Below are 26,385 nucleotides of genomic sequence, written 5' to 3'. Positions count from 1 at the left end.
ATATAAAACAAAAAAGCACTGAGTCATCAGTGCTTTTCTCGTTTCTATGTCGTTTCTATTTAAACGAATCTATCAAAGTCTTGTTAAAACAACTCTGCAGGCATCGCCATAGTGGTCGCATCACCGGCTCTGACTTGAGCGATATGGTAATCCGCTTTAGGCAGTAACTTATCAAAATAGAACTTAGCTAAATAGGCTTTCTGCTCGGCGAACGCTTTATCTTCATGGTCCGTGACCTTATCGACCATAGCCAACCAGTAGAAACCATAAAGGGTATAACCAAAGGCATCTAAAAAGTCGACCGCGCAGGCATTGATAAGCGCAGGTTGAGCGACTTTGTGCTCATTGAACGACTCAGCGACTATGACTAATGCATCTAAACGTGCGCATACTGCCGCCACTTTCACCGCATCAACGTGAGTAAATGCGCGCATTTGTGCTTTCAAGTCAGCGACAAATTCATTTAATGCGGCAAGATTATCGCCCGTGACTTTACGGCCGAGGAAATCGATGGCTTGAATGCCATTGGTGCCTTCATAAATCTGTGCGATACGGGTATCACGGACTAATTGCTCAATACCCGTTTCACGAATATAACCATGTCCACCAAAAACTTGCTGCGCCATGATCGTCGCATCAAGACCGCGATCGGTTAAAAAGGCTTTAGCGACTGGCGTTAATAAACCCACATAACGCGCTGCTTTAGCTTTAACTTCATCTTGAGCATATTTGGCCAAATCTAGCTGTTGCCCAGTAAACACAGACAAAGCACGGCCTGCTTCTGTCATTACTCGAATGGTCAACAACATACGGCGCACATCGCCGTGGACGATAATAGGATCAGATTCACTGCCCGTCGGCGAGCCGCCAGCGGCAACGCCTTGATTACGCTCTTTAGCATAATCGGCTGCCATCTGATACGCCGCCTGAGCACTGCCCAGCCCTTGAATACCAATCGCTAAGCGCTCGTAGTTCATCATAGTGAACATGCACACGAGACCGCGATTGGGTTCACCAATCAAGAAACCTTGGGCATTATCAAAGTTCATCACACACGTTGCTGAACCTTTAAGGCCCATCTTGTGCTCGATAGAACCCACAGATACACCATTCGCATGAGCTAAGCTGCCATCGGTATTTACCGATATTTTAGGCACAAGGAAGAGTGAAATCCCTTTGCTATCCGGTAGCTTGGCAAGCACTAAGTGGATGACGTTTTCAGTTAAATCGTGATCGCCACCCGTGATAAAAATCTTGCTGCCCGTGATGGCATAACTACCATCATCCTGCGGTAAAGCTCGAGTGCGAATATTACGCAGATCAGAACCCGCTTGCGGCTCTGTCATATCCATAGCACCCGCCCATTCGCCGGAATATAACTTAGGCAAATAAGCTTGTTTCAATTCTTCGCTGCCGTGGGCATTGATACATAAAGCCGCACCCGCAGTTAACGAGCCATAAAGCGTAAACGCATTACAGGCACTGTAAGCCATTTCGTCGACTAAGATCCCCAGCATCTTTGGCATGCCCATTCCACCAAATTCCGGATCGCCACACAAACCAATCCAACCGCCCTGCGAATACTGTTCATAAACGGCTTTGTAGCCATCAGGGGTAATCACTTGATTATCTTGATGTAACACGCCCTGCTCATCGCCCGTCCGGTTCAGCGGATGGATCAACTGACTGCTGATCTTGGCTGCTTCTTCAAGAATGGCATTGGCCGTGTCAATATCGACCATTTCAGCAATCTCAGGCAATTGTGCCCAAGTGTTAGAGGCATCAAATACCTGTTCCAGTAGGAAACGCATATCCGTTAACGGGGCTTGATAAGGGTTCATTGGTAGACTCTTAAACGTAGGATTAAAACAGTTGTTTTAATTTATACCAGTTCACTGTAGAAAACAATCTCATTACAAATACAGCCGCGAATAATATGGAGGTACGTGAGCAAAGTATAAATTCAACCCATAAAAAAACCCTTAAGCTTGAACTTAAGGGTCTCTATTTTATAAGCTTTACCACAGGATTGTCGCAGCGTTAGCTCACAGGCTTGTGCTTATTACCACATTAAATCATCTGGGATCGCATAATCCGCATAAGGATCATCTTCAACCACCACAGCTTTAGATTCATCCTGCTGCCACAGATAACCACACCACTGCGGCACCAGAAGTTTCACTCGCTCGGCTAATTTATGTGGTACTAAGTAACTCTTATCTTCGTAACGTACTATGCCTAACTGCCCTTTAAGCAATTCTGACTGCAGTTTTTCATCTATGTATAAAGAATAGATTTTATTATCAAGAGTATAGTTAAATTTCACTTCAGCATAAGCTGGGATCTTAATCGCAGACTTAGTGAACTCTGTGATTAAACCGCGCACCTGTCCACGCTCTGATGCCTCTGCAAAACGTTGCTCGTTCAGCGCTTTATCTTTTAGCGCCTGCAAACGTTTTTGCTCGGCCACTTCTTGCTTAAAAGCACTGGAGCCATCATCTATTCGTGATTTTTTGTCACGGCGTTTTTGGGTCTTAACGTCGCGAACCTTTTGTTTACTGGCAAGCCCTGCTTTGAGTAGCTGCTCTTGTAATGCATTAGCCATGGATCATTACCTACTTAATCTATATAAAATCAAAGTTCTCGATTTTGAATATCAAACATCTAAAACCAAACTACATTTTTGCGGCCAATTCGCCAAGCTCTGTCATCGCAATACTGGCGCCGCCAAGTGACCAACCGCCATCAATCGGCAGCACAACTCCCGTAATATAGGACGCCAATTCGGAGCCTAAGAATAACGCAGCATTAGCAATATCCTGACCTGCGCCATTACGTTTTAATGGAACGGATTGGGCAACCTTCTGCTGTAATGCGGCGCTGGGTGCAAGGCGATTAAAGCCTTCAGTGTTTGCTATGGGGCCTGGCATAATCGAATTAATTCTCAGCCCCTCACAGCCCCACTCTAACGCTAAGGTTCGCGTCAGCATATCCACACCCGCTTTTGCCGCGCACACATGAACTTGCATGGGCATAGCAATCGAAGCCTGCGGCGCCGAAATCTGGATAATATTGCCATTGGGGCGACGCAGCAAAGGATAAGCCTGCTTTAGGACTTGGAAACTGCCCAGCAAATCAATGTCCATCACCGACTTAAAACCATTGGCCGAAAGCTTTGCAGCGCTGGCGGGGAAATTACCCGCCGCGCCGCTAACCAGCACATCGATAAAACCAAACTCAGAAGCGACTTTATCAAAACCGACTTCAAGGGCGCTAAGATCGCGCACATCAAAACTCACACCTAAATGAATACCGTCAGGATTGGCCTGTTGCAGCTGCAATACCGCGGCATCAACTTTATCTTGGCTGCGACTCGCGACTGCGACATTGGCGCCAGCCTGCGCGAACGCAATTGCAATGGCGAGATTTATCCCACTGGTGCCACCGACAACGACAACATTCTTACCTTGATAGTTAAACATCGTAGCATTAAACATGGGCGTTCTCCGTGAACTGTGAGATATGCACTCAGGGTGTGATTAATTATTTTATGTTGTCATTCAAGATACTATTTCAATTTTTATCCATCATATCAAGGTTACTAACGAGCGATTTCAAGTCTTTTTTATTCAAACGACGGTCAAACCGCGATTGAGACGACTATTGAAACGTCTATGCCAATGATTGGTGAATCGCTTGCAATGCCGCTAACGGATCGGCGGCTTTGGTGATCGGACGGCCTATCACTAGGTAATCTGAGCCCGCTGCTATCGCTTGAGGCGGCGTCATCACGCGGTGTTGATCGCCAGCATCACTACCAACTGGGCGGATCCCCGGCGTCACGAGTTTGAAGTTCTTACCTAACAGTGATTTTAACGCTGTTGCTTCTTGGGCTGAACACACCACGCCGTCGAGTCCTGCTTGCTGCGTCAGCTTAGCTAAACGTTGCACATGCTCAAACGCAGGCACATTGATGCCGAGTAATTTAAGATCATCATCACTCATGGAGGTTAATACCGTCACAGCGATCAGCATAGGCGCTTTCTCGCCGTATGGCAGCAAGGCCTTTTTGGCCGCTTCCATCATGGCTAAACCACCACTGGCATGCACGTTCGTCATCCATACACCCAGCTCTGCGGCAGCGGCCACGGCTTTGGCGACAGTATTGGGAATATCGTGAAATTTCAAATCGAGGAATAAATCAAAGCCACGATCATGGATATCTTTCACCAATTGCGGGCCAAACAGGGTAAACATTTCTTTGCCGACTTTAAGGCGGCACATGTTGGGATCGAGTTTTTCTATCAGTTGTAAAGCGTGGTTTTTGTTATCGTAATCAAGCGCTACGAGGATAGGTTTAGTCGTCATCATCTCTCCAACAGAGTTACACTAACATAGATATTATCTTATTTACTCGCCGTCTAAGCCTCTGATCCGCTTGATACTGCCCCAGTTTTTACAGGAAGGACAATGCCAGTAAAGGGCATGGGAAGGGAAACCACACTCTTTACAACGGTAGCTTGGACGGAATTTAATTTGTTGCTCAACGAGCTGCTCTAGCATAGTTAAACTTTGCTTGGCTTGCCCTTCCTCTGCTTGACGCAAATGCATTTGCATCAAGTGCTGAAAACCTTTCATGGTCGGATGGCGATATAGGGCATCGAGCACCATGGTCTCTGCCGCTTTAATCTCATCCAGACTTATCATGTGCTGCGCTAAGGCGACAACCACAGAAGCACCGGCACCGTCGGCCATGGCGCCCGCCAGTAACTCTTGGAAGCCTTCTTTGTCTTGTGTGTCGCGATAAACTTGTTTGGCCGTGGGGATTGCATCGGCAAAAAGCTCGATATCGGCTTTTTTCAGTTGCAGCAGCATTTGCTTGCACTGGGCATAATCTTGAATATCGAGGTATTTTTTCGCTAAGGTCAATAATGCTCGGCCGCATTGCGGATCTTGCTTCAGCGCCTGTTGCAGCAGTTTAATCTTCTGTGTATCGTCGCTGGCTTCATCGGCTAACTGGCAATAGAAATGCGCCGTTAACGGCTTTAAGACTTGCTGACGTTTACGACTTAGACGCTTAGTGATATCAATGGCTTTTTGCCACTCTTTAATCACTTGATAGATAGCAATCAGCTGAGTTTCAGATTCTTCGCTGTGATCATCTTGGCTAACCAAGTTGATAAAGATTTCTTCGGCCCTGTCGTAAAAGCCCGCGGCCAGATAATCTTTACCCAGCTCCATCATAGCGATGTCGCGCTGCTCATTGGCGAGGTTTGGACGGGCAATTAAATTCTGATGGATACGAATGGAGCGGTCGACCTCACCTCGCTTACGAAACAGCGAACCGAGTGACAGATGGGTATCTATGGTTTCATCGTCAACATCTAGCATACTGATAAATAAATCGACGGCTTTATCCGATTCGTTCGACAGTAAGAAATTGAGGCCAGTAAAATAATCCCGGCTCAATTGTTTACGTTGATTGCTTTGATTCTGCCTTATGCTCCGTCGCCCCATATACCAACCGTAGGCGGCAGCAATGGGAAGCAACAGAAAGAGTATCTCAAGCATATTAGGCGTCTACATCCTGAGGGGCTTTAGCCATCACTTGGTTTAGTTTCTTTCTCGTTGTCGCTAAGCTCAATTTCAAGCGCACGATATAGTAGCTTGCAACTAACCAGCTCAAGATGAAACCAGCAAAAAAGACGATCGCTAGCACAACAGGTAAACGATATTCACCCTGTGCGACAAAATAGCTGATGGTCACCACTTGTTCGTTACGCGCGCCAAAGATCAACGCCAGAATAAATAACAGTGCCACAAGCACAGTTGCTACAAATGATTTCACGCTGCACTCCCTAAACGCGTTTCAATTTAATGATTATCCAAGAAATTCACTGAGCTGACCAGCATTGCCTTGCAATAGATACAAAAAAGCCTCCTAACGGAGGCTTTTTACTATGCGGTCAATCACACATTAACGGCGTCAACACGCTCGCGCAGTTCTTTGCCTGGCTTAAAGTGCGGGACGTATTTACCTTCCAAATCGACTGATGAACCAGTCTTTGGATTACGGCCAGTCCGCGGTGCACGATAATGAAGCGAGAAACTACCAAAGCCACGGATCTCAATACGATCACCGCTTTCTAATGTTGTTGCCATTTGCTCCAACATTTCTTTGATTGCGCCTTCAACCTCTTTCGCCGACAGCTGCGACTGCCTGGTGGCGAGTTTTTCGATAAGTTCAGATTTCGTCATCCTAGCTATCCCCTATTATCAAGCCAAACACAGTCGCCTAATGTGGAGAGAAGTCTCCCCAAACAACAGGCGATTATTTACGAGCTGCTTTAAACGCTTCAGCCATTGCATTGCTAATAACAGCGTCATCTTGTTTGTTCAGAGTCGCCATTACTTCTTTCTCTTCAGCTTCGTCTTTCGCTTTGATTGACAGGCTGATAGAGCGGTTCTTACGGTCAACACCCATGAACTTAGCTTCGATTGCATCACCTACATTATAGACAGTAGATGCATCTTCGATACGCTCACGTGAAATGTCAGCTACACGGATGTAACCTTCAACAGTGTCAGCCAGTTCAACAGTCACACCTTTAGCATCAACAGCAGAAACAGTACCGTTTACGATAGTACCTTTCTTCTTGTCAGCCAAGTATGCGTTGAATGGATCATCTTCAGTTTGCTTAACACCTAAGCTGATGCGCTCACGCTCTGGATCTACAGACAGAACCACTGCATGGATTTCATCGCCTTTCTTGTATTCAGAAACTGCGTCTTCGCCAGTACCGTTCCAAGAAATGTCAGACAGGTGAACTAGACCATCGATACCGCCGTCAAGACCGATAAAGATACCGAAGTCAGTGATTGACTTGATCTTACCAGAAACCTTGTCGCCTTTGTTGTAACGAGTTGCGAAGTCATCCCATGGATTGGTCTTACATTGTTTCAGACCAAGAGAAATACGACGACGCTCTTCATCGATGTCCAGAACCAGAACTTCAACTTCATCACCTAAGTTAACAACTTTAGATGGGTGAATGTTCTTGTTAGTCCAATCCATTTCAGAAACGTGAACCAGACCTTCAACGCCTTCTTCGATTTCTACGAAGCAACCGTAGTCAGTTAGGTTAGTAACGCGACCAGTTAAACGTGTGTTTTCTGGGTAGCGTTTGCTGATTTCTAACCATGGATCTTCGCCAAGTTGTTTCAGACCTAGAGACACACGAGTGCGCTCACGATCGTACTTCAGTACTTTAACGTTGATTTCATCGCCAACATTGACGATTTCTGATGGATGTTTAACACGTTTCCACGCCATATCTGTGATATGTAGCAGACCGTCAACACCACCTAAATCTACGAATGCACCGTAGTCAGTCAGGTTCTTAACGATACCCTTAACTGCTTGACCTTCTTGCAGGTTTTCTAACAGTGCATCACGCTCAGCGCTGCTTTCTGATTCGATAACTGCACGACGAGAAACAACAACGTTGTTACGCTTCTGGTCTAGCTTGATAACTTTGAATTCTAATTCTTTGTACTCTAAGTGAGCGGTGTCGCGAACTGGGCGCACGTCAACTAGAGAACCTGGTAAGAAGGCACGGATACCGTTTAATTCAACAGTGAAACCGCCTTTAACTTTACCATTGATGATACCGATTACAGTTTCAGCATCTTCATAAGCTTTTTCCAGAACGATCCAAGCTTCATGACGTTTCGCTTTTTCGCGAGACAGTTGAGTCTCACCGAAGCCGTCTTCAACAGAGTCAAGAGCTACGTCAACTTCATCACCAACAGCGATTTCTAAAACACCTTGAGCGTTTTTGAATTGTTCAGCTGGGATTGGGCTTTCAGACTTCAGACCCGCGTCAACCAGTACCATACCGTTTTTGATTGATACAACAGTACCACGAACGATAGAACCTGGACGGAATTCCAGAGTTTGAAGGGATTGTTCAAATAGATCAGCAAAAGATTCAGTCATGTTTAGGTTACTTTCTTTATTAAACCACTGTCCGTCCTAGACGTGGAGTCAGTCAAATTATCCGTATCATCCTTAATACGAATACCTATCCGGTGGGCTAACTTAGTTAGTGCCGGATAATTTTTGGTTGATAAAGTTAAGCGCAAGCGCTAACACTTCATCAATACCCTTTCCGCTTGTATCGATAATGAGCGCGTCCTCGGCGGGGACTAAAGGAGCCACCGGACGATTCATATCGCGGTCATCACGTTCGATAATTTCACTTAAAAGGCGCTCGATATTAACATCGAAGCCCTTGTCCTGCAACTGATTATAGCGTCTTTGGGCACGCTCTTCAGCTGAGGCGGTTAAATATAATTTTGCCGGCGCACTTGGGAAAACCACAGTTCCCATGTCGCGACCATCGGCAATTAATCCTGGCGCCGTTTTAAAGGCCCGTTGACGACGTAATAACGCTTCTCTCACCCGTGGAAACGCGGCGACTTTTGAAGCGGCATTCGAGCACTCTTGAGTGCGAATGTCGGTGGTGACGTCTTCACCTTCCAATATCACTTGAACCGGATCGGTATCATTGCCTGTTAAAAACTTCACATCGAGATGTGCCGCTAACAGCGTGATCGATTCTTCATTTTCCAGTTCAACGTTATGATGAATTGCTGCGAGCGCAAGAACTCGGTAAATAGCACCACTATCAAGTAGTTGCCAACCTAGATGCTGAGCCAATAATTGACTAATTGTACCTTTGCCAGCACCACTTGGGCCGTCGATTGTGACTACAGGAGCCCGTTCAGACATACATTCCTCCGCAAAAAATAACCATCATCCGTGAGTTCATCAAGTGAGCCCCCGAAAATGAGCGCGCAGCATTGTACAACAAAAGACAAACAAAATCCGTGGATTTTTTATGAAGATTAGCAGCCGCGCAAATACGGCTGACTATTCTTGACATCGATTATTGTCACAATGACGAAGCAGATTGGCTTAGCCTTGCAGACTCGCAAACTGCTTAAAGTAGTCTGGGAATGTTTTAGAAGTGCAATCAGGATCATTGATGGTAATACCGCAATCGGCAAATGCCAGCATCGAAAAACACATGGCCATGCGGTGATCATTGTAGGTATCAATTTCGGCGGTATTAATCACTGCAGGCGGGGTGATTTTAATGTAATCGTTACCCTCTTCAACCTCGGCGCCGACTTTACGTAATTCCGTCGCCATGGCCGCTAAGCGGTCGGTCTCTTTAATACGCCAGTTATAGATATTGCGAATAACCGTCGTGCCTTTAGCAAATAAGGCTGCGGTTGCAATGGTCATGGCCGCATCGGGAATGTGGTTCATGTCTAAATCAACGGCCGTTAATTGAGATCCTCGCGCGATAATATAGTCATCGCCCCACTCGATATCTGCGCCCATTTTTTCAAGCACATCGGCAAATTTCACATCGCCTTGAATACTTAAACGGCCCACACCCGTGACTTTGACTTCACCGCCCTTAATCGCCCCTGCGGCGAGGAAATACGATGCCGATGACGCATCACCTTCGACCAGCACTTTACCCGGCGACACGTACTGCTGGCCTGCAACAATCTCAAAACGGGCATAGTCATGGTTGATGACAGTTACGCCAAATTGCGCCATCAGGGCCAACGTAATATCGATATACGGCTTAGAAACTAACTCGCCTTTGACATGGATATTCACGCTGCCCTTTGCAAGCGGCGCCACCATCAATAGGGCGGTTAAAAATTGGCTCGATAAATCACCCGCAATCTCAACATCGCCGCCATTAAGACCCGTTGCATTAATCGTCAGCGGTGGGAAACCGTCATTTTTAAGATAAACGACATTGGCACCGAGTTGCCTTAAGGCATCCACTAAGTCGCCAATCGGGCGTTCTTCCATGCGCGGCTCGCCTGTTAGGGTAAATTCGCCTTGGCCTAAGGTTAAGGCTGCGCACAAGGGGCGCATTGCCGTGCCCGCATTGCCTAAAAACAATTCCTGTGCAGATTCAGAGGAAATCACGCCGCCTAAGCCATCAAGTTCACACACAGTATTGTTTTGCGATAAACGGTAGTTCACCCCTAGCTGCTTAAGGGAGGCCAGCATGTGGCGAATATCATCTGAGTCGAGCAGATTGGTAAGCGTGGTCGTGCCTTGAGCTAAGGTCGCCAACAATAAGGCACGATTAGAAATACTTTTTGAGCCCGGAATATTGATCTCACCGCGGACTTGCACAACAGGTTCAAGACGTAATTGCTTCATGAATAAATCTTCTTTCTCTATAGGGCGTCATCATCACGATCACGCGGACTGAATACGCAAAATGGCAACTTCACGCTACACAGCGTCAAGTTAAGATTACAAATAAAAGGAGATTGGGGCCTTGTTGGTGCTTCGTCGTTATAAAATTACCGATTGTCGCTAAGGATTCAACCGTTTTTTCGAGAAAAATGGCTTTTTGGTCAGATTATTTACTGAGTTCAGTGTAAAAATAATAAAAACGCAAAATTTAAGCGGTTAATTTAGGATTTAACCGTATTTTTGGCAGACTTTTTTGCCAAGATAACTGGTGTGTAATCACAGTTTTCACTTTAAATACTTTACCTTTCCGCGCTATTCTAAGCTCCAAACGATAAATAACGCATATCTGATACAAACAATCATGTTTGCACTATAACCAGAAAGGTAGATGGAGCTATGTTTAACTCACTCATCGCAATGCCAGCAGATCCCATCCTTGGCTTGTTGACTCAGTACCGCGAAGACACCCACCCGCAAAAAGTTGATTTAGGTGTGGGCGTTTATAAAGACCCTACAGGCGTGACCCCGATCCTGAGCTGCGTGAAAAAAGCCGAGAAATTCCGTCTCGATACCGAAACCACTAAAGTGTATATCGGTCCAACCGGCTCGCCACAATTCAACACCTTGATGACTGAACTCGCCTTTGGTGCTGGTCACAGTGCCATCATAGCTAACCGTATCCGCACTGTATCGACACCCGGTGGTACTGGTGCACTGCGCGTGGCCGGCGACTTTATCAAACTCTGCAACCCGAATGCGGTGTTATGGGTAAGCGACCCAACTTGGGCAAACCACATCGGTTTGTTCGAAGCGGCTGGCATTACCGTTAAAACCTATCCGTATTATGACTACGATAGCAAATCATTGAAATTTGATGAGATGCTTGCTGCCCTATCGCAAGTGAGTCCTGATGATGTGGTGTTATTCCACGCCTGTTGCCATAACCCGAGCGGAATGGATTTAACCACAGAACAATGGGATAAAGTGGTTGCCCTGACAAAAGAGCAAGGCTTTACTCCACTGATTGACATGGCATACCAAGGTTTTGGTGATGGCGTTGATATTGATGCCTACGGCGTGCGCAAAATGGCGGCAGCGGTCGAGAATATGATCCTTTGCAGCTCATGCTCGAAAAACTTCGGTCTGTACCGTGAGCGTATCGGTTCGTGTTCTGTGATTGCCAAAGATGCCAATACCGCCAATGTCGCGCAATCTGTGCTGCTTTATGTGGTTCGCTGCCTCTACTCTATGCCGCCTGCCCATGGCGCCGCGATTGTTGAGACGATTTTAGGATCGGCAGAATTAACCCAAGAATGGCGAGATGAGCTGAAAGTGATGCGCGATCGCATCAACGGCAACCGCGCCATTTTAGTGGATAAACTTAAAGCCAATGGCGTAGACCGTGACTTTAGCTTTATCGCCCGTCAAAAAGGCATGTTCTCCTTCCTCGGGGTGAATCCAGAGCAAGTGGCGCGCCTGCAAAAAGAATTCAGCATTTATATGGTGGGTTCAAGCCGCATCAGTATTGCTGGGATCAGTGAAGATAACGTCGATTACTTAGCCCAATCAATCGCCAAAGTGCTCTAAGCACGGCTGAGTTTATCTGCACAGTTCACTCTGCTGTATTACTACGATTCAGAATGCAGCAGAGTTTATTTACCCCTTACAAGCTTAAAGCTTTGCAATCATGCCACTGCGTCAGCGTTAACAAACCTTCCCTTCGGTTCTAAATTCCCAAAACCTTATCAAGCAACGCTAGGTCTCACTGTTCAAGCTTTTATTTTCAATGGTAAAAACTACTTTCTCGCGTTTAAAAAACAGTCGTTTAATGCAATAAATCGCAAGTTGTGATCTCGGTCGGCGGATTTCCATTTCATCAATCAGGGCTGCGGCTATTTTCACTTTTTAAAGCCAGACCTGCCCAGTAGATTAGTGGTCATCATAGAACTTGTGGATATTCCGCCATGTTATTACAAGATAAATTAGTGCAAATCGTCACCAACCCGCAGCTTTCACCTAAGCAAAAATCCAACTATTTAGCGTTGGAGGCAGAGGCGAGCTTACCCTACATGCCGATATCGACTGAGGTAAAAGCCGCGATGAATGACGGCATTATCTGCGATATGTTTGAAGGCCATGCGCCTTTTAAACCGCGCTATGTTTTGCCAGATTATGCCCGCTATCTAAAGCAAGGTTCAGAATATTTAGAGCTTTCACCGGCGCAGGATTTAGATGAAGCCATCAATGCCTTGACCATCCTTTATCATCATGTGCCATCGGTGACCAATATCCCCGTGTATTTAGGTCAGCTGGATGACATATTAATGCCTTTCATCGAGGGAATGGATGCAGAGGTACTATATCGTAAACTTAAACTGTTCTGGATCATGCTCGACAGAACGCTACCAGACGCCTTTATGCACGTGAATATTGGTCCGACCGATAACATCGTTTGCCGCACCCTACTGCGCATTGATGCCGAATTACAACAAGTTGCCCCCAATTTGACCTTTATGTACGACCCAGCCATTACGCCAGATGATTTGTTGCTGCTCGCCACCACCAATATTTGTCACTGCAGTAAGCCACATATCGCGAATTACCCACTGCATGCCAGCGCCTTTGATGCACGTGGGTTTGGTATTGTCAGTTGCTACAATGCCTTGCCGTTAGCGGGCGGCGCCAATACCTTAGTTCGGCTCAATCTTAAAGAGGTCGCGTTAAAGGCCGATTCAGTCAGTGATTTTTTTGATGCTGTCTTGCCCTATTACAGCTCGCTCACCTTCGAGCTCATTGAAGCGCGCTCGGCATTTTTGCATCAAGAGTCACACTTCTTTGACAGCTTTTTAGTTAAAGAACAATTGATTGATGAGTCGCGTTTTGCGCCTATGTTTGGCATTTACGGCATGGCGGAAGCGGTGAATATTCTGCAATCATTAACAGCCAGTGGAGAAGTTAAGCAAGCTAAACACGCTAGATATGGCCATGAAACGGATGCAAATCAGCTGGGCTATCGTATTTCTGCTGCGCTCGATGCCATAGTGAAATCCACACCCGTCGCGTATGGTTACCATGGGCGAGCACTGCTGCATTCACAGGGCGGTATTAGTCTCGATAGAGATGTGACCCCAGGTGTTCGTATTCCCTATGGTACTGAACCTAATCCCATCGCTCACATTCAAGCCTTAGTGCAACATCATCAGTATTATACGGCGGGGATTAGCGATATTTTGACTATCGATGAAACCGTAAAATCCAATCCACAAGCCATGTTCCAACTGTGTAAAGCGGCGCTTGAGTTAGGTTTTAGGGAATTTACCGCCAATGTTGCCTCTAACGATTTAATGCGCGTGACCGGCTATATGGTAAAACGCTCGGACATTGAAGCATTTAAGCAATGTGGCTCACGCCTCAATACCACAGGCTTAGCCGCAGAAGCGGCGGTTAATACGGGAATATTACAACGCCAAGCAAGAGTCATCGCCCATGAACACTCCCCTTGTGTCTTTGAATAGGCAAGTAATGGTCAGTCAGCTATTGCCCTTTTCCTGCGTTGACGGGCCTGGCAGCAGGCTCGTGTTATTCTTGCAGGGCTGCAACTACCAATGCAAAAGCTGTCATAACCCACATACCATAGGGGGGTGCGATGCCTGTGGCGATTGTGTCGCTGCCTGCCCTGACAATGCGCTGACATTGATAAACCTCAATAACAAGCCTCGCATTCAATGGGATAAGAATTGTTGTAGTCAATGCGATACCTGTCTTGCCGTGTGCCCGAAACAAGCGAGCCCTAAGGTCACGCATTACACAGTCGAGGAGATATTAGGGATTCTCCATAGTCAGCGTCACTTTATTAATGGCATTACCGTGAGCGGCGGCGAAGCGAGCCTGCAACTACCGTTTATTATTGCGTTGTTTCAAGGGATTAAGGCCTCTGAATCGTTATCACACTTGAGTTGTATGCTCGATACCAATGGCAGTTTGAGTCTAACTGGTTGGCATAAACTGCTGCCCTTTTTGGATGGCGCCATGGTGGATCTCAAAGCGTGGCAGCAAGATACCCATAGATACATTACTGGTCGGGACAACCATGCCGTGTTCAAATCCATTCAGCTATTGGCGCAGCAGCAAAAACTGTATGAAGTGAGATTGCTGCACATTCCGAGCATCACGGATTATGAACAGGAGATAGAAGCGCTGGCGACCTATTTGCTTCAGCTAGGTGCGGATACACGGGTCAAGTTAAATGCCTTTCACCACCATGGCGTTGTCGACGACGCGTTAACGTGGCCAAGCTGCACACAAGCCGATATTGAACGCTTAGCCGCAAAGCTTGCAAAGCGAGGCGTCACCAATCTTATCTTACCCTCTTGCTATATTTAGCGACTGCAAAGCAAAATTTGCTCGTACAGCCAGCGTAGCGCGGGATCTTTCATACTTTGTCTATGCCAAACGAGACTGTAAGCCACTTTGCCATATTCTATGGGTAAGGATTTAACGGTTAAGCCTTTAGCTTGGCTGGCAATAGATGCCCAGCGGCGCGAGCAGGTGAAAAGCAGTTCACTGTGGTGACACATTAACGCTGCGCTGCCAAAGTCAGGGACTGAAATGGGTACAGCACGTTTTTTAGATTGCTGGGCGAGCAAAATATCAAAAAATGGCGTACTCAGATCCGTATCGGTAATGCCAATATGGCGGTAACTTAGGTAATCATCGAAGCTGATCTGCGACTGTTTAGCCAAGGGATGGGATGAATTCATCAGGCAGACCATTTCATCGCTGAACAAGGTTTCCCACACCAGATCGTCTTGAAGAGGATTAGGTTGACTCAGATCATGGGGTAACAGCACAAAATCTAACGAGCCTTTAATAAGACCATCGAAACCGATATTGTCTTTGCTATAAATATCGAGATGGATATTAGGAGCCAAGCTCAGAATATGGGCACTTAATTTGGCGGCCAGCAGTTCGAACGTGCTTTCGCGCATCGCAAGCGAAAAACGCCCCTCAAAATGTGCTGGATTAAACGCATCTTGACTCATGATCTGATTCATATCATTGATCATTTGCTGCACGCTTGGGCCCAATCGTCTTGCCAAAGGTGTGGCAACCAGTGAGTTGCCGTTACGGTAGAACAGTTCATCGTTCAAACTGTCCCTGAGCTGGCTTAAGGTTTTACTGACGGATGAGGGGCTAAGACATAATCGTTCGGCGCTGGCGGTTACGCTCAGAGTATCGAGCATCACATGCAAAGTGATCAAGTGCTTCATACTAATGCGCGAAAGCTTGGCCAAATCCATCTGTGACATCCTATTGATTTATCTTCTATGCACACTCAAATGCGTACTTTTAAGCATGATAAACAATAGTATGCAACCAACCCAACACATTGCTGAGAATATTCCCCAGTAATGCGCGTCAGCTCACAGGTTTACTCACTGCCCTCTCTAATCCAAGCCATGTCTAATCCAAGTTATCTTTAATATAAGGTTCTTCCCAAGGTCATCTTGCTTAACGCCAATAATCGATAAATTACAGCCAACAAAAAAGCGAATGCATTTGAGCATTCGCTTTTGGGATGTCTAAATTTGGATAGCTAACTTGGAATGGCTAGCTGATGATAAACATTCAATAAACATAACGTTTATGTGCAGGCAGCAAAGCCTAGGCGCTAAGCGCCGCAAGCTAGTGAGTGACTATATAGCTAAGCCTAGCTATGTTTAGCCGCAAACTCGTTCATAAACTTGACCAAGGCAACTATGCCATCGAGTGGCATCGCATTGTAAAGGCTAGCACGCATGCCACCTACGATACGATGGCCCTTTAAGGCAACGAGTCCAGCTATTTGGGCTTGCTTTAAGAACTCACCATCGAGCGCTTCGTTGACTAACTGGAAGGTCACGTTCATTTGTGAGCGGTTCGCTGCAACAACACCATTACGGTAGAAAGCATTACCATCAATGCATTGATACAACATCTGCGCTTTTTGTTGATTAATTTTCGCAATACTCGAAATACCGCCAGTCGATTTCAGCCAAGCAAAGACTTCAGCGGCAAGGTACCAAGCAAAGGTTGGTGGCGTGTTGAACATAGAATCATGCTCGACGGCTAGACGATAGTCCATGATGGACGACTGCGGTAAACTCGGCAGTTTTAACATGTCATCGCGTACTATCACTATCGACAGACCCGATGGACCTATGTTCTTTTGCGCACCGGCGTAAATCAAGCCGTAGCGGCTGACGTCGATTTCACGGGACATGATTGTTGATGATAAATCGGCAACAATTGGCCAAGGTGAGTCTAATTCGTCAAAAATTTCGATACCATCTACTGTCTCATTGGGACAGTAGTGAACATAGCGATAATCGGCATCGATTTTATGTAAGTCAGGTATGACAACGGCATTGAGTCCGTTGTGTTTTTCAACAATATTCAGACTATCAATCTGTGCTTCACCCGCTAGTTTCTGCGCTTCTGCTAACGCGGTAGATGACCATTGACCACTGACTAAATACAGGGCTTTACCCTGCTCGCCGAGAAAATTATTCACGACAGCAGAGAACTGTCCGCGACCACCGCCGTGCATAAATAGCACATGGTAATTTGCAGGGATCTGCATCAGTTCACGTAAATCGGACTCGGCTTGCTCGGTCAGCGCGATGAACTCTTTACTTCGGTGGCTGATTTCCATCACGGAAACGCCTTGGCCATTCCAATCAAGTAATTCCTGTTGTGCTTTTTTCATTACCGCTGCGGGTAACATTGCAGGTCCAGCACAGAAATTATAAATCGCGCTCACTGACACTCTCCTTAATCCCAACCATGATGTATGTATTGATAAAACGAAACCATTCTAAAATGAATAATGCTACCAACAATCAATGCCATTAAAAAAACGAGCGTCCAATTGGACGCTCGTTAATATGACACTTAATTACTCTTCGTCTTGCTCATCATCAGCAAGCTCGTCTTCATCTTCGTCCAACTCTTCTTCGTCATCCAGCTCTTCATCAAGAGCCTCGTCGGCTAATTCGCCTTCGATAATGACAGGAACAATCGGTAAACCGTTTTCATCCAGCTCGACTTCATCTTCATCACTTTGGATTTCGTCGATACGTTGCAGGCCAACCACTTTCTCGTCGCCCGCGGTGCGGATAATCGTCACACCTTGCGTGTTACGGCCAATGATAGACACGCCGCCCGCTGGTGTACGCACTAAGGTGCCTTTATCACTGATGAGCATAAGTTCGTCGTTAAGACCCACTTGCACTGCGCCAACAACTGCGCCGTTACGCTCACTCACCTTGATAGAAACCACACCTTTAGTCGCACGGCTCTTCGCTGGGTATTCAGACAGTTGAGTCCGTTTACCGTAACCGTTTTCAGTCACAGTCAGAATCGCGCCATCGCCTTTGGGTACGATTAGCGACACGACTTTTTGACCTTCTTCTAAACGGATACCACGAACGCCTGTTGCAGTACGGCCCATAGGACGTAACGACAGAACTTCTTCGCCGGTTTCAGGATCGGTTTTCACTTCGCCGGTTTCAGAATCACGTACTTTCTCACCAAAGCGAACCACTTTACCTTCGTTCGAGAACAACATGATTTCGTCATCACCGTTAGTGATATCGACACCGATCAGTTGGTCACCGTCTTTGAGGTTAACGGCGATAATGCCGTTTGCACGTGGATTGCTATAAGCTGTTAGTGCGGTTTTCTTCACAGTACCGTGTGAAGTGGCCATAATGATGTACTTGTCAGCCGCGTATTCACGTACTGGCAGAATCGCAGTAATACGCTCGCCATCGGATAACGGCAACAAGTTAACAATTGGACGACCACGAGCCGTACGGCTCGCTAATGGCAATTGATACACTTTGAGCCAGTACATCTTACCAAAGTCAGAGAAGCACAAAATGGTGTCATGGGTATTGGCAACTAACAGTTTTTCAACGAAATCTTCGTCTTTTACTTTAGTTGCCGCTTTACCCTTACCACCACGGCGCTGGGCTTGGTAATCGGTCAATGGTTGATACTTGGCATAACCTAAGTGCGACAGTGTCACCACAACGTCTTCTTCGTTGATAAGATCTTCAAGACTCATATCGACTTCGTTAGCATTGATCACGGTACGGCGAGCATCACCGTATTCATCAAGGATTTGAACTAACTCTTCCTTGATGACTTCCATCAAACGCTCAGGACTGCGCAGAATAAACAACAGACCCGCGATAAATTCGAGCAGCTCTTCGTATTCGGCAATGATCTTATCGTGTTCAAGACCGGTTAAACGGTGTAAACGCAGTTCTAGAATCGCCTGAGCTTGTTGCTCAGTCAGGAAATATTGACCGTCACGAATACCGTATTGTGGCTCTAACCACTCAGGACGCGCGGCGTCATCACCTGCTTTTTCCAGCATGCCTTGAACGTGGCCTAATTCCCAACCTTTCTCAACCAATTTAACTTTGGCATCCGCAGGCGTTGGCGAGGCTTTGATCAATGCAATAATCGGGTCGATGTTAGCCAGTGCAACCGCCAGCGCTTCCAGAATATGGGCGCGCTCACGGGCTTTACGCAGTTCAAATACGGTACGGCGCGTCACGACTTCACGGCGATGCAGAATAAAGCATTCGAGCATTTCTTTAAGGTTAAACAGTTTAGGCTGACCATTGGTCAGGGCCACCATGTTAATCCCGAAAGAACACTGCATTTGCGTTTGAGCATACAGGTTGTTTAACACCACCTCGCCCACTTCGCCGCGCTTGATTTCGATAACGATACGCATACCGTCTTTATCAGACTCGTCGCGTAGACCGCTGATCCCTTCAAGCTTTTTATCTTTAACCAGCTCGGCAATCTTTTCGATTAAACGGGCTTTGTTCACTTGATACGGGATTTCTGTGACGATAATGCGCTCACGGCCATTATCTTCGGTTTCCACATCCGCCAGTGCACGCATGATCGCGCGGCCACGGCCAGTTTTATAGGCATCAATAATGCCTTTACGGCCATTGATAATTGCCGCAGTTGGGAAATCCGGACCTGGAATGTATTCCATCAACTGTTCAATAGACAGTGAGGGTTCTTCAATCAGTGCCAAACAGCCTTTCACGACTTCCGTTAGGTTGTGTGGTGGGATGTTGGTTGCCATACCGACCGCAATACCCGATGAACCGTTAATTAACAGGTTAGGTACGCGTGTGGGTAGTACCGCTGGGATCTGTTCTGTGCCGTCGTAGTTAGGGACAAAATCCACTGTCTCTTTTTCAAGATCGGCCAGTAATTGATGCGCTAACTTATCCATACGGATTTCGGTATAACGCATTGCCGCCGCGGAGTCACCGTCGACCGAACCGAAGTTACCTTGGCCATCTACTAAGGTGTAACGCAGTGAGAATGGCTGGGCCATACGGACGATAGTGTCATAAACAGCAGAGTCACCATGAGGGTGATATTTACCGATGACGTCACCGACCACACGGGCAGATTTTTTGTAAGGCTTGTTCCAATCGTTCTTCAATTCACTCATGGCAAACAGAACGCGGCGATGAACCGGCTTTAAGCCGTCGCGCACGTCTGGTAATGCACGTCCCACGATAACGCTCATGGCGTAATCAAGGTACGAATTCTTTAGTTCGTCTTCGATATTAATTGGCGAAATAGATGATGCCAGATCAGTCATAAACTGCTCGTTCCCCTGAAAAATAGCCGACAACGTATAATCCGTATCATTGCCTAGCCCAAAAACGTGATTTGGCATTCTAACACAGTTATTTAATGTCGCCAGACCTATCCTTATCGAATTGAGAGTCTGGTGGCTTAATAGATGAAAACACTGTCAATTTGGTCGTTTGAGCGATAAACCAGCGTTGAAATTCGCGGCTTAGGATGAGAAAAAATCGTCAAAGGGATGAAGTAAAAGGTCGATACGGAGCACAACAATTAACATAAAACCAGAAAACTGCTGAAAATTCACTCAACCACAAGGGCTTAGCTCAGTCGAACACTTTGTTTATCAAACATAGTCGTTATAATAGCCGCACAATACAGCTACTTCAGGTAATAGCATGCATCAGAATACCAATGTGGACCCACAGGAAATCGCAAAGTTTGAACGTATGGCCGAAACGTGGTGGGATCTCAACGGTGAATTTAAGCCGCTGCATCTATTAAACCCGCTGCGCTTAAATTATATCGATCAAACTGCCGGCGGCATTTTCGGTAAGAAAGTGCTCGACGTTGGTTGCGGCGGCGGGATTTTATCTGAAAGCATGGCCCGTATCGGTGCCGAGGTTGATGGTCTTGACATGGGTGATGAGCCCTTAGAAGTCGCCCGCCTACATGCCCTCGAAACCGGCGTAAGCATTAATTATGTAAAAAATACCGCCGAGACCCATAGCCAAGATCATCAAGCCTATTACGATGTGGTGACCTGTATGGAAATGCTGGAGCATGTGCCCGATCCACAATCGGTGATCAAGGCTTGCTGTGACATGGTTAAACCCGGTGGCTTTGTGTTTTTCTCCACCATTAACCGCAACATTAAATCCTATGTGCACACGATTCTGGGCGCAGAATATTTGCTGAAGATGCTGCCAGTTGGCACCCATGAGCATAAAAAATTCATTAAGCCTTCGGAACTGATTGAGCTTGTGGACAATACCGATCTGATCTGTACCGATGCATTAGGCATCAGCTACAACCCGCTGACGGGCATTTTTAAATACACGCCTAAAGTTGATGTGAATTACATGATCGCAACGCGTAAGGTTGATTAATATGAGTCTGGCACAGATCCAAGGCGTGCTGTTCGATCTCGACGGCACATTAGCCGATACCGCGCCGGATCTGGTGCAGGCCCTTAATTTAAGTCTTCAGGACGTCGGCATCGCCGCGCAGCCGTTAGCGGCCATGCGCTACGCCGCATCCCACGGCAGTTTTGCCTTAGTCGATGCGGCGATCCCCAATGCAGCGGATGATCTTCGTACTCAAGTTCAGCAAGGGCTGCTCGCCCACTATCAGCGCATTAATGGCGATCACTGTGCGCTATTCACAGGCATTGCAGCATTACTCGACTGGCTCGAGTTAACGCAGCTGCCGTTTGGGGTGATCACCAACAAGCCAGCCCGCTTTACCCGTCCCTTATTGCGAAAACTGAATTTACACTTACGTATGCCCGTTATCATCAGTGGCGATTCAACCAAACACCCAAAACCCCACACAGCACCTATGTTGTTAGGGGCTCAGCAACTGAACTGCGCTCCAGAGCACATTTTGTATCTTGGGGATGCCGAGCGGGATTTGTTAGCAGCGAAGGCGGCGGGCATGTTAGGCGGCGTTGCCCTATGGGGTTATCTGGGTGTCAACGACAAGCCATCGCAATGGCCAGCTCACGCACACTTTGCCAGCCCAACTGAGCTACATCAGGCATTAGTCGACGCATTGGCCTAGAAAAACTCGCTAATAAAACGGCTAACAGACGTCACCATGACACTCAAAGATAAACCTTTTGCTAAAGCCAATATGCAGACACACATAAGTGTGTTTGCCTGATTTTTACCTGCGAATAAAATCAGGCGGCGAAAGGTCGGCGGATAAAAGATCGGCACTTGTGCGCGATCGCGATCTAAAGAAAAGATCGCCTAAAAATCCCCCATGAGTGCGACACACTAACCTGAAATTGAGCTTCAAGGTTAGTCGTTACTAACGCGAAAGCTTATCCTCAACTTATCCACAAGATGTCCCCTGAATTCAGACTTGCAAATAGGGTCAAACCTCACTATCTTGTATCCCAGATAATTTAAAACACCATATCTTGTGTATAGGTAGCAATCAGACACACTAGTAGTTCGCCGCTTAATTGACTCGTTTTCAACCAGTCAGCAGTATTTAAGGGACGGTTATTGATTGTTTTACAAGGATACGTACGGTGAATTTGCTCACCTAAATAGATATAAGAACCAAGGCCTATCTCCAAATGAATAGCACTATGACAGTCACAAAACGCTGTGGCGATCGTGAGAATATCGATCTCGAAAAAATACACCGCGTAATTACTTGGGCAGCCAAGGGATTAAAAAACGTTTCTGTTTCTGAAGTTGAACTTCGCTCGCACCTACAGTTTTTCGATGGCATCCCAACCGAAGCTATCCATGAAACCATTATCAAAGCGGCTGCGGATTTAATTTCTCCAGAATCACCGGACTATCAATTCCTCGCCGCCCGTTTAGCGGTGTTTCATTTGCGTAAGAAGGCCTTTGGTCAGTTCGAGCCGCCAGCACTGTATACCCACGTGACTAAGTTAGTTGAGCTTGGCAAGTATGACATGCACATTCTGCAGGATTACAGCAGCGAAGAACTCGACGTGATGGATACCTATATCGACCATTGGCGCGATATGGACTTCTCTTACGCTGCGGTAAAACAGCTTGAAGGCAAATATTTAGTTCAAAACCGTGTGACGCACGAAATCTACGAGAGCGCCCAGTTCCTCTACATTTTGGTCGCGGCCTGTTTGTTTGCCCGTTATCCAAAAGAAACGCGCCTGAAATACGTTAAAGATTTCTATGACGCGGTATCGACCTTTAAGATTTCGCTACCAACGCCAATCATGGCCGGTGTGCGCACGCCAACACGTCAGTTCAGCTCTTGCGTACTGATCGAATGTGGTGACAGCTTAGATTCAATCAACGCGACAGCTTCGTCGATTGTGAAATACGTCAGTCAACGTGCGGGTATCGGTATTAACGCCGGTCGTATTCGCGCCTTAGGTAGCCCAATCCGTGGTGGTGAAGCCTTCCACACAGGTTGTTTACCTTTCTATAAGTATTTCCAAACCGCAGTTAAGTCTTGCTCTCAAGGCGGCGTGCGTGGTGGTGCTGCGACCCTGTTCTACCCTATTTGGCACTTAGAAGTCGAATCTCTGCTGGTATTGAAAAATAACCGCGGCGTAGAAGACAACCGTATCCGTCATTTAGACTACGGTGTGCAGTTGAACAAAGTCATGTATCAACGTCTGATCAAAGGCGAAAACATCAGCCTGTTTAGCCCATCTGACGTACCTGGCTTGTACGATGCTTTCTTTGAAGATCAAAATGAATTCGAACGTTTATATGTGCAATATGAGCAAGACAGCAGCATTCGTAAGAAAACCATAAAGGCTGTTGAGCTGTTTTCACTGATGATGCAAGAGCGCGCCTCAACTGGCCGTATCTACATTCAAAACGTGGATCACTGCAACACTCACAGCCCGTTCGATTCAAAAGTCGCACCGATCAGACAGTCTAACCTGTGTCTTGAAATCGCCCTGCCGACTAAACCATTGAACAACATCGATGATCCAGAAGGTGAAATCGCGCTTTGTACGCTGTCAGCACTTAACTTAGGTTCTATCAAAGAATTATCTGATATTGAGCCATTAGCCGACCTCGCCGTACGTGCACTGGATAACCTGTTGGATTATCAAGATTACCCCATCAAGGCCGCGCAAATTGCCTCGATGAATCGCCGTACCTTAGGTATAGGCGTAATTAACTTCGCTAACTACTTAGCGAAAAATGGCATGAAGTATTCCGATGGCAGCGCGAACGATCTGACCCATAGAACCTTCGAAGCCATTCAGTTTTATTTACTGAAAGCCTCGATGAACTTAGCCAAAGAGCAAGGTGCGTGTCCGTTATTCCACGAGACCACGTACGCTCAAGGTATTTTGCCAATCGATACTTATAAACGTGACCTAGATAAAATTTGTGCCGAACCATTGCACTTAGACTGGGAATCACTGCGTAGCGATATCAAGCAATATGGCCTGCGTAACTCGACGCTGTCGGCATTAATGCCATCAGAAACCTCGTCGCAAATCTCCAATGCGACCAATGGTATCGAACCACCGCGTGGCCTTATCAGCGTGAAATCGAGCAAAGACGGTCAGCTAAAACAAGTGGTACCTGATTTCGATACGCTGAAAGATAGCTATGAATTACTATGGAAAATGCCAAGTAATGATGGTTACCTGCAATTAGTCGGTATTATGCAGAAGTTCGTTGACCAAGCGATTTCAGCTAACACTAACTACGACCCTTCACGTTTTGAAGGCCGTAAAGTACCGATGCAAACCCTGCTGAAAGATTTGCTCAATGCTTACAAGTTAGGTGTGAAAACGCTTTACTACCATAACACTCGCGATGGTGCATCGGATTCACACGATGACATCACCAATTTAGAGAAAGAAGACGACGGTTGCGCCGGCGGCGCGTGTAAAATCTAGTCTTTAACGTTAACGCGGCTCTTACAAATAAAAAGTATAGGGATCCCGATTAAGTGGATCCCTATCCATTGGAAAATAGCACCATGGCCTACTCTACCTTCTGTCAAACACCCAACGATGCCACCCGTGAACCTATGTTTTTAGGTCAATCGGTCAACGTGGCTCGTTACGATCAACAAAAATATGAAGTGTTCGAAAAACTGATAGAAAAGCAGTTATCTTTCTTTTGGCGCCCGGAAGAAGTAGACGTCAGTCGCGATAAGATTGACTACGGTGCATTGCCCGATCATGAAAAACACATCTTTATTTCGAACCTGAAATACCAAACCTTACTCGACTCGATTCAAGGTCGCTCGCCCAATGTGGCCTTTTTGCCACTCGTGTCACTGCCTGAATTAGAAACCTGGATTGAGACCTGGTCTTTCTCTGAGACGATTCACTCGCGCTCATACACCCATATCATTCGCAATATCGTTAACGATCCTTCAGTGATCTTCGACGATATCGTCGTGAACAAAGAAATATTAAGCCGTGCGTCCGATATCGCCGCTTACTACGATCACTTGATCCAACTGACTCAAGTGTTCCATTTACTCGGCGCGGGTACCCATGTTATCGATGGCAAAGAAGTCATAGTCAACACTCGTACCCTGAAAAAAGCCTTGTACCTGTGCATGATGTCAGTCAACGCCCTAGAAGCGATTCGTTTCTATGTTAGCTTTGCCTGCTCATTTGCCTTTGCTGAACGTAAGCTAATGGAAGGTAACGCGAAAATCATTCGCCTTATTGCCCGTGATGAAGCACTGCACTTAAACAGCACTCAGCATATTTTAAGCATAATGCAAGGCGGTAAAGACGATCCAGAAATGGGTGAAATTGCCGCAGAATGCCAACAGGAAGCCTTTGATTTATTCTTCAAGGCCGCAGAGCAAGAAAAAGAATGGGCAAAATACCTGTTCAAAGACGGCTCTATGATAGGTTTGAATGAACAGATCCTCTGCCAATACGTTGAATTCATTACTAACCAACGAATGAAGTCAGTGAACCTGCCGCAACCTTATCCTGAAATAACCAATCCATTACCTTGGATGAAAAACTGGTTAGAAAGCGATGCAGTGCAAGTCGCGCCTCAGGAAGTGGAAGTGTCTTCATACCTTGTCGGGCAAATAGACTCAGCGGTTGATGGCGATGAATTCCTCGACTTCGATCTCTAAGATGCTCAACAGTGACGTTAAAAATGGCATTACAACAGTGACATCGAAAAAACGGCCACAAGACCTGTTTGCGAAGGCGCCGATCGTGCGCCTTCAAGGTCAACCTGTGTTGCTCTTTACAGAGCAACAAGGCACTTTGCTGCAAGCACTTGAAGCCAAAAAAGTCAAAATCTTCTCAGAATGTCGTAACGGTTTCTGCGGTGCCTGCAAAACACGCGTCATCAGCGGAAAAGTCAGCTACTTAAACGAACCCTTAGCCGAACTTAAACATGATGAATGTTTGCCCTGCTGCTGTGTGCCTACCGAAGATTTAGAGCTCGACTTGTCACCTGAAGGTGCTGCCGTAGTCACCTATGCGTGTCAACCTCGTCAGAGCAAACCCAGTTTGGCTAAGTCAAAGCAAACACAGCATGAAGCAAGCACCACGCGCACGTTAAAACAAGAAGTGTTTGAAGACTAACAGCGCCAGGAATTAGACTTCTCTATAAGCTGCTTTAAATAATCCACTCTAAATAAACAACTTTCACTTTTTCTTTAAGCGGCGTTAAAACAAGCATTAGCTGTTAAACACAAAGTCCCTTTCAATACTGCCTTAATCA

Annotated in this window: 20 protein-coding genes and 1 pseudogene; 8 read left to right on the top strand and 13 right to left on the bottom strand. The window is 46.5% G+C overall.

Features of this window, described 5'->3' with window-relative positions; all coding sequences use genetic code 11:
- Window positions 1-83 precede the first annotated feature (83 nt).
- The 10 genes and pseudogenes from FW758_RS04555 to aroA all read right to left on the bottom strand — a co-directional run bounded on the left by FW758_RS04555 (window position 84) and on the right by aroA (window position 10,261).
- Window positions 84-1,841, bottom strand: a complete 1,758-nt coding sequence (locus FW758_RS04555; protein WP_446444756.1) for an acyl-CoA dehydrogenase family protein — start codon at window positions 1,839-1,841, stop codon at window positions 84-86.
- Between the two features lie 221 nt (window positions 1,842-2,062).
- On the bottom strand, window positions 2,063-2,605 hold the full coding sequence (locus FW758_RS04550; protein WP_446444755.1) for a DUF2058 domain-containing protein: 543 nt from the start codon (window positions 2,603-2,605) through the stop codon (window positions 2,063-2,065).
- Window positions 2,606-2,675: 70 nt separating this feature from the next.
- Entirely contained in the window at window positions 2,676-3,497 is an 822-nt protein-coding gene (locus tag FW758_RS04545; RefSeq protein ID WP_446444754.1) for an SDR family oxidoreductase, read from the bottom strand.
- Window positions 3,498-3,672: 175 nt separating this feature from the next.
- Window positions 3,673-4,368, bottom strand: coding sequence for an orotidine-5'-phosphate decarboxylase (gene pyrF, locus FW758_RS04540; protein WP_446444760.1), 696 nt, complete (start codon window positions 4,366-4,368; stop codon window positions 3,673-3,675).
- 42 nt (window positions 4,369-4,410) lie between these two features.
- Complete coding sequence (lapB, locus tag FW758_RS04535) at window positions 4,411-5,571, bottom strand: lipopolysaccharide assembly protein LapB (protein WP_311899318.1); 1,161 nt, start codon at window positions 5,569-5,571, stop codon at window positions 4,411-4,413.
- A gap of 1 nt (window position 5,572) precedes the next feature.
- Window positions 5,573-5,848, bottom strand: a complete 276-nt coding sequence (locus tag FW758_RS04530; protein ID WP_006081717.1) for a LapA family protein — start codon at window positions 5,846-5,848, stop codon at window positions 5,573-5,575.
- A 122-nt stretch (window positions 5,849-5,970) separates the two neighbouring features.
- Entirely contained in the window at window positions 5,971-6,258 is a 288-nt protein-coding gene (ihfB, locus tag FW758_RS04525; protein ID WP_006081718.1) for an integration host factor subunit beta, read from the bottom strand.
- Window positions 6,259-6,331: 73 nt separating this feature from the next.
- Window positions 6,332-8,002 (bottom strand): annotated as a pseudogene (rpsA, locus tag FW758_RS04520) (30S ribosomal protein S1); the annotation flags it as partial.
- 99 nt (window positions 8,003-8,101) lie between these two features.
- Window positions 8,102-8,794: a (d)CMP kinase gene (cmk, locus tag FW758_RS04515; protein ID WP_263198606.1), complete on the bottom strand. Its 693-nt coding sequence runs from the start codon at window positions 8,792-8,794 to the stop codon at window positions 8,102-8,104.
- 186 nt (window positions 8,795-8,980) lie between these two features.
- Entirely contained in the window at window positions 8,981-10,261 is a 1,281-nt protein-coding gene (gene aroA / locus FW758_RS04510) for a 3-phosphoshikimate 1-carboxyvinyltransferase (RefSeq protein ID WP_446444753.1), read from the bottom strand.
- A 435-nt stretch (window positions 10,262-10,696) separates the two neighbouring features.
- Here aroA and FW758_RS04505 point away from each other — a divergent pair, with 435 nt between their 5' ends.
- The 3 genes from FW758_RS04505 to FW758_RS04495 all read left to right on the top strand — a co-directional run bounded on the left by FW758_RS04505 (window position 10,697) and on the right by FW758_RS04495 (window position 14,683).
- Entirely contained in the window at window positions 10,697-11,887 is a 1,191-nt protein-coding gene (locus FW758_RS04505; RefSeq protein ID WP_446444752.1) for an amino acid aminotransferase, read from the top strand.
- Window positions 11,888-12,264: 377 nt separating this feature from the next.
- The gene (locus FW758_RS04500; protein ID WP_446444751.1) at window positions 12,265-13,815 is read left to right on the top strand and encodes a YjjI family glycine radical enzyme; all 1,551 of its coding nucleotides are present in this window, start codon (window positions 12,265-12,267) and stop codon (window positions 13,813-13,815) included.
- Entirely contained in the window at window positions 13,787-14,683 is an 897-nt protein-coding gene (locus FW758_RS04495; RefSeq protein ID WP_446444750.1) for a YjjW family glycine radical enzyme activase, read from the top strand. Before FW758_RS04500 ends, FW758_RS04495 begins: the two co-directional genes overlap by 29 nt.
- On the opposite strand, the gene FW758_RS04490 is transcribed toward FW758_RS04495, so the two are convergent.
- From FW758_RS04490 to gyrA, 3 genes are all read right to left on the bottom strand, one after another.
- Entirely contained in the window at window positions 14,680-15,600 is a 921-nt protein-coding gene (locus tag FW758_RS04490; protein ID WP_259482388.1) for a LysR family transcriptional regulator, read from the bottom strand. The genes FW758_RS04495 and FW758_RS04490 overlap by 4 nt on opposite strands.
- A gap of 410 nt (window positions 15,601-16,010) precedes the next feature.
- Window positions 16,011-17,102 carry a 3-phosphoserine/phosphohydroxythreonine transaminase gene (gene serC / locus FW758_RS04485; protein WP_446444749.1) on the bottom strand — a complete coding sequence of 364 codons (1,092 nt, stop codon included), beginning with the start codon at window positions 17,100-17,102 and terminating at the stop codon, window positions 16,011-16,013.
- Between the two features lie 135 nt (window positions 17,103-17,237).
- Window positions 17,238-19,988 (bottom strand): DNA gyrase subunit A, encoded by a 2,751-nt coding sequence (gene gyrA, locus FW758_RS04480; RefSeq protein WP_446444748.1) that lies wholly within the window; start codon window positions 19,986-19,988, stop codon window positions 17,238-17,240.
- Between the two features lie 385 nt (window positions 19,989-20,373).
- On the opposite strand from gyrA, the gene ubiG reads away from it, so the two are divergent.
- The 5 genes from ubiG to yfaE all read left to right on the top strand — a co-directional run bounded on the left by ubiG (window position 20,374) and on the right by yfaE (window position 26,246).
- Window positions 20,374-21,084, top strand: coding sequence for a bifunctional 2-polyprenyl-6-hydroxyphenol methylase/3-demethylubiquinol 3-O-methyltransferase UbiG (ubiG, locus tag FW758_RS04475; RefSeq protein ID WP_006086768.1), 711 nt, complete (start codon window positions 20,374-20,376; stop codon window positions 21,082-21,084).
- A 1-nt stretch (window position 21,085) separates the two neighbouring features.
- Window positions 21,086-21,757, top strand: coding sequence for an HAD family hydrolase (locus FW758_RS04470; RefSeq protein WP_006086769.1), 672 nt, complete (start codon window positions 21,086-21,088; stop codon window positions 21,755-21,757).
- 526 nt (window positions 21,758-22,283) lie between these two features.
- A complete protein-coding gene (nrdA, locus tag FW758_RS04465; RefSeq protein WP_432321009.1) occupies window positions 22,284-24,572 on the top strand; it encodes a class 1a ribonucleoside-diphosphate reductase subunit alpha in 2,289 nt (762 codons plus the stop codon).
- An 83-nt stretch (window positions 24,573-24,655) separates the two neighbouring features.
- The gene (nrdB, locus tag FW758_RS04460; protein ID WP_446444747.1) at window positions 24,656-25,786 is read left to right on the top strand and encodes a class Ia ribonucleoside-diphosphate reductase subunit beta; all 1,131 of its coding nucleotides are present in this window, start codon (window positions 24,656-24,658) and stop codon (window positions 25,784-25,786) included.
- Between the two features lie 37 nt (window positions 25,787-25,823).
- Window positions 25,824-26,246 (top strand): class I ribonucleotide reductase maintenance protein YfaE, encoded by a 423-nt coding sequence (gene yfaE / locus FW758_RS04455; RefSeq protein ID WP_446444759.1) that lies wholly within the window; start codon window positions 25,824-25,826, stop codon window positions 26,244-26,246.
- Window positions 26,247-26,385 lie beyond the last annotated feature (139 nt).

This window comes from Shewanella sp. 1180_01, from assembly GCF_052850535.1.
Note: the sequence above shows the minus strand (reverse complement) of the source record. Positions and strands in the feature narration are given on the sequence as shown.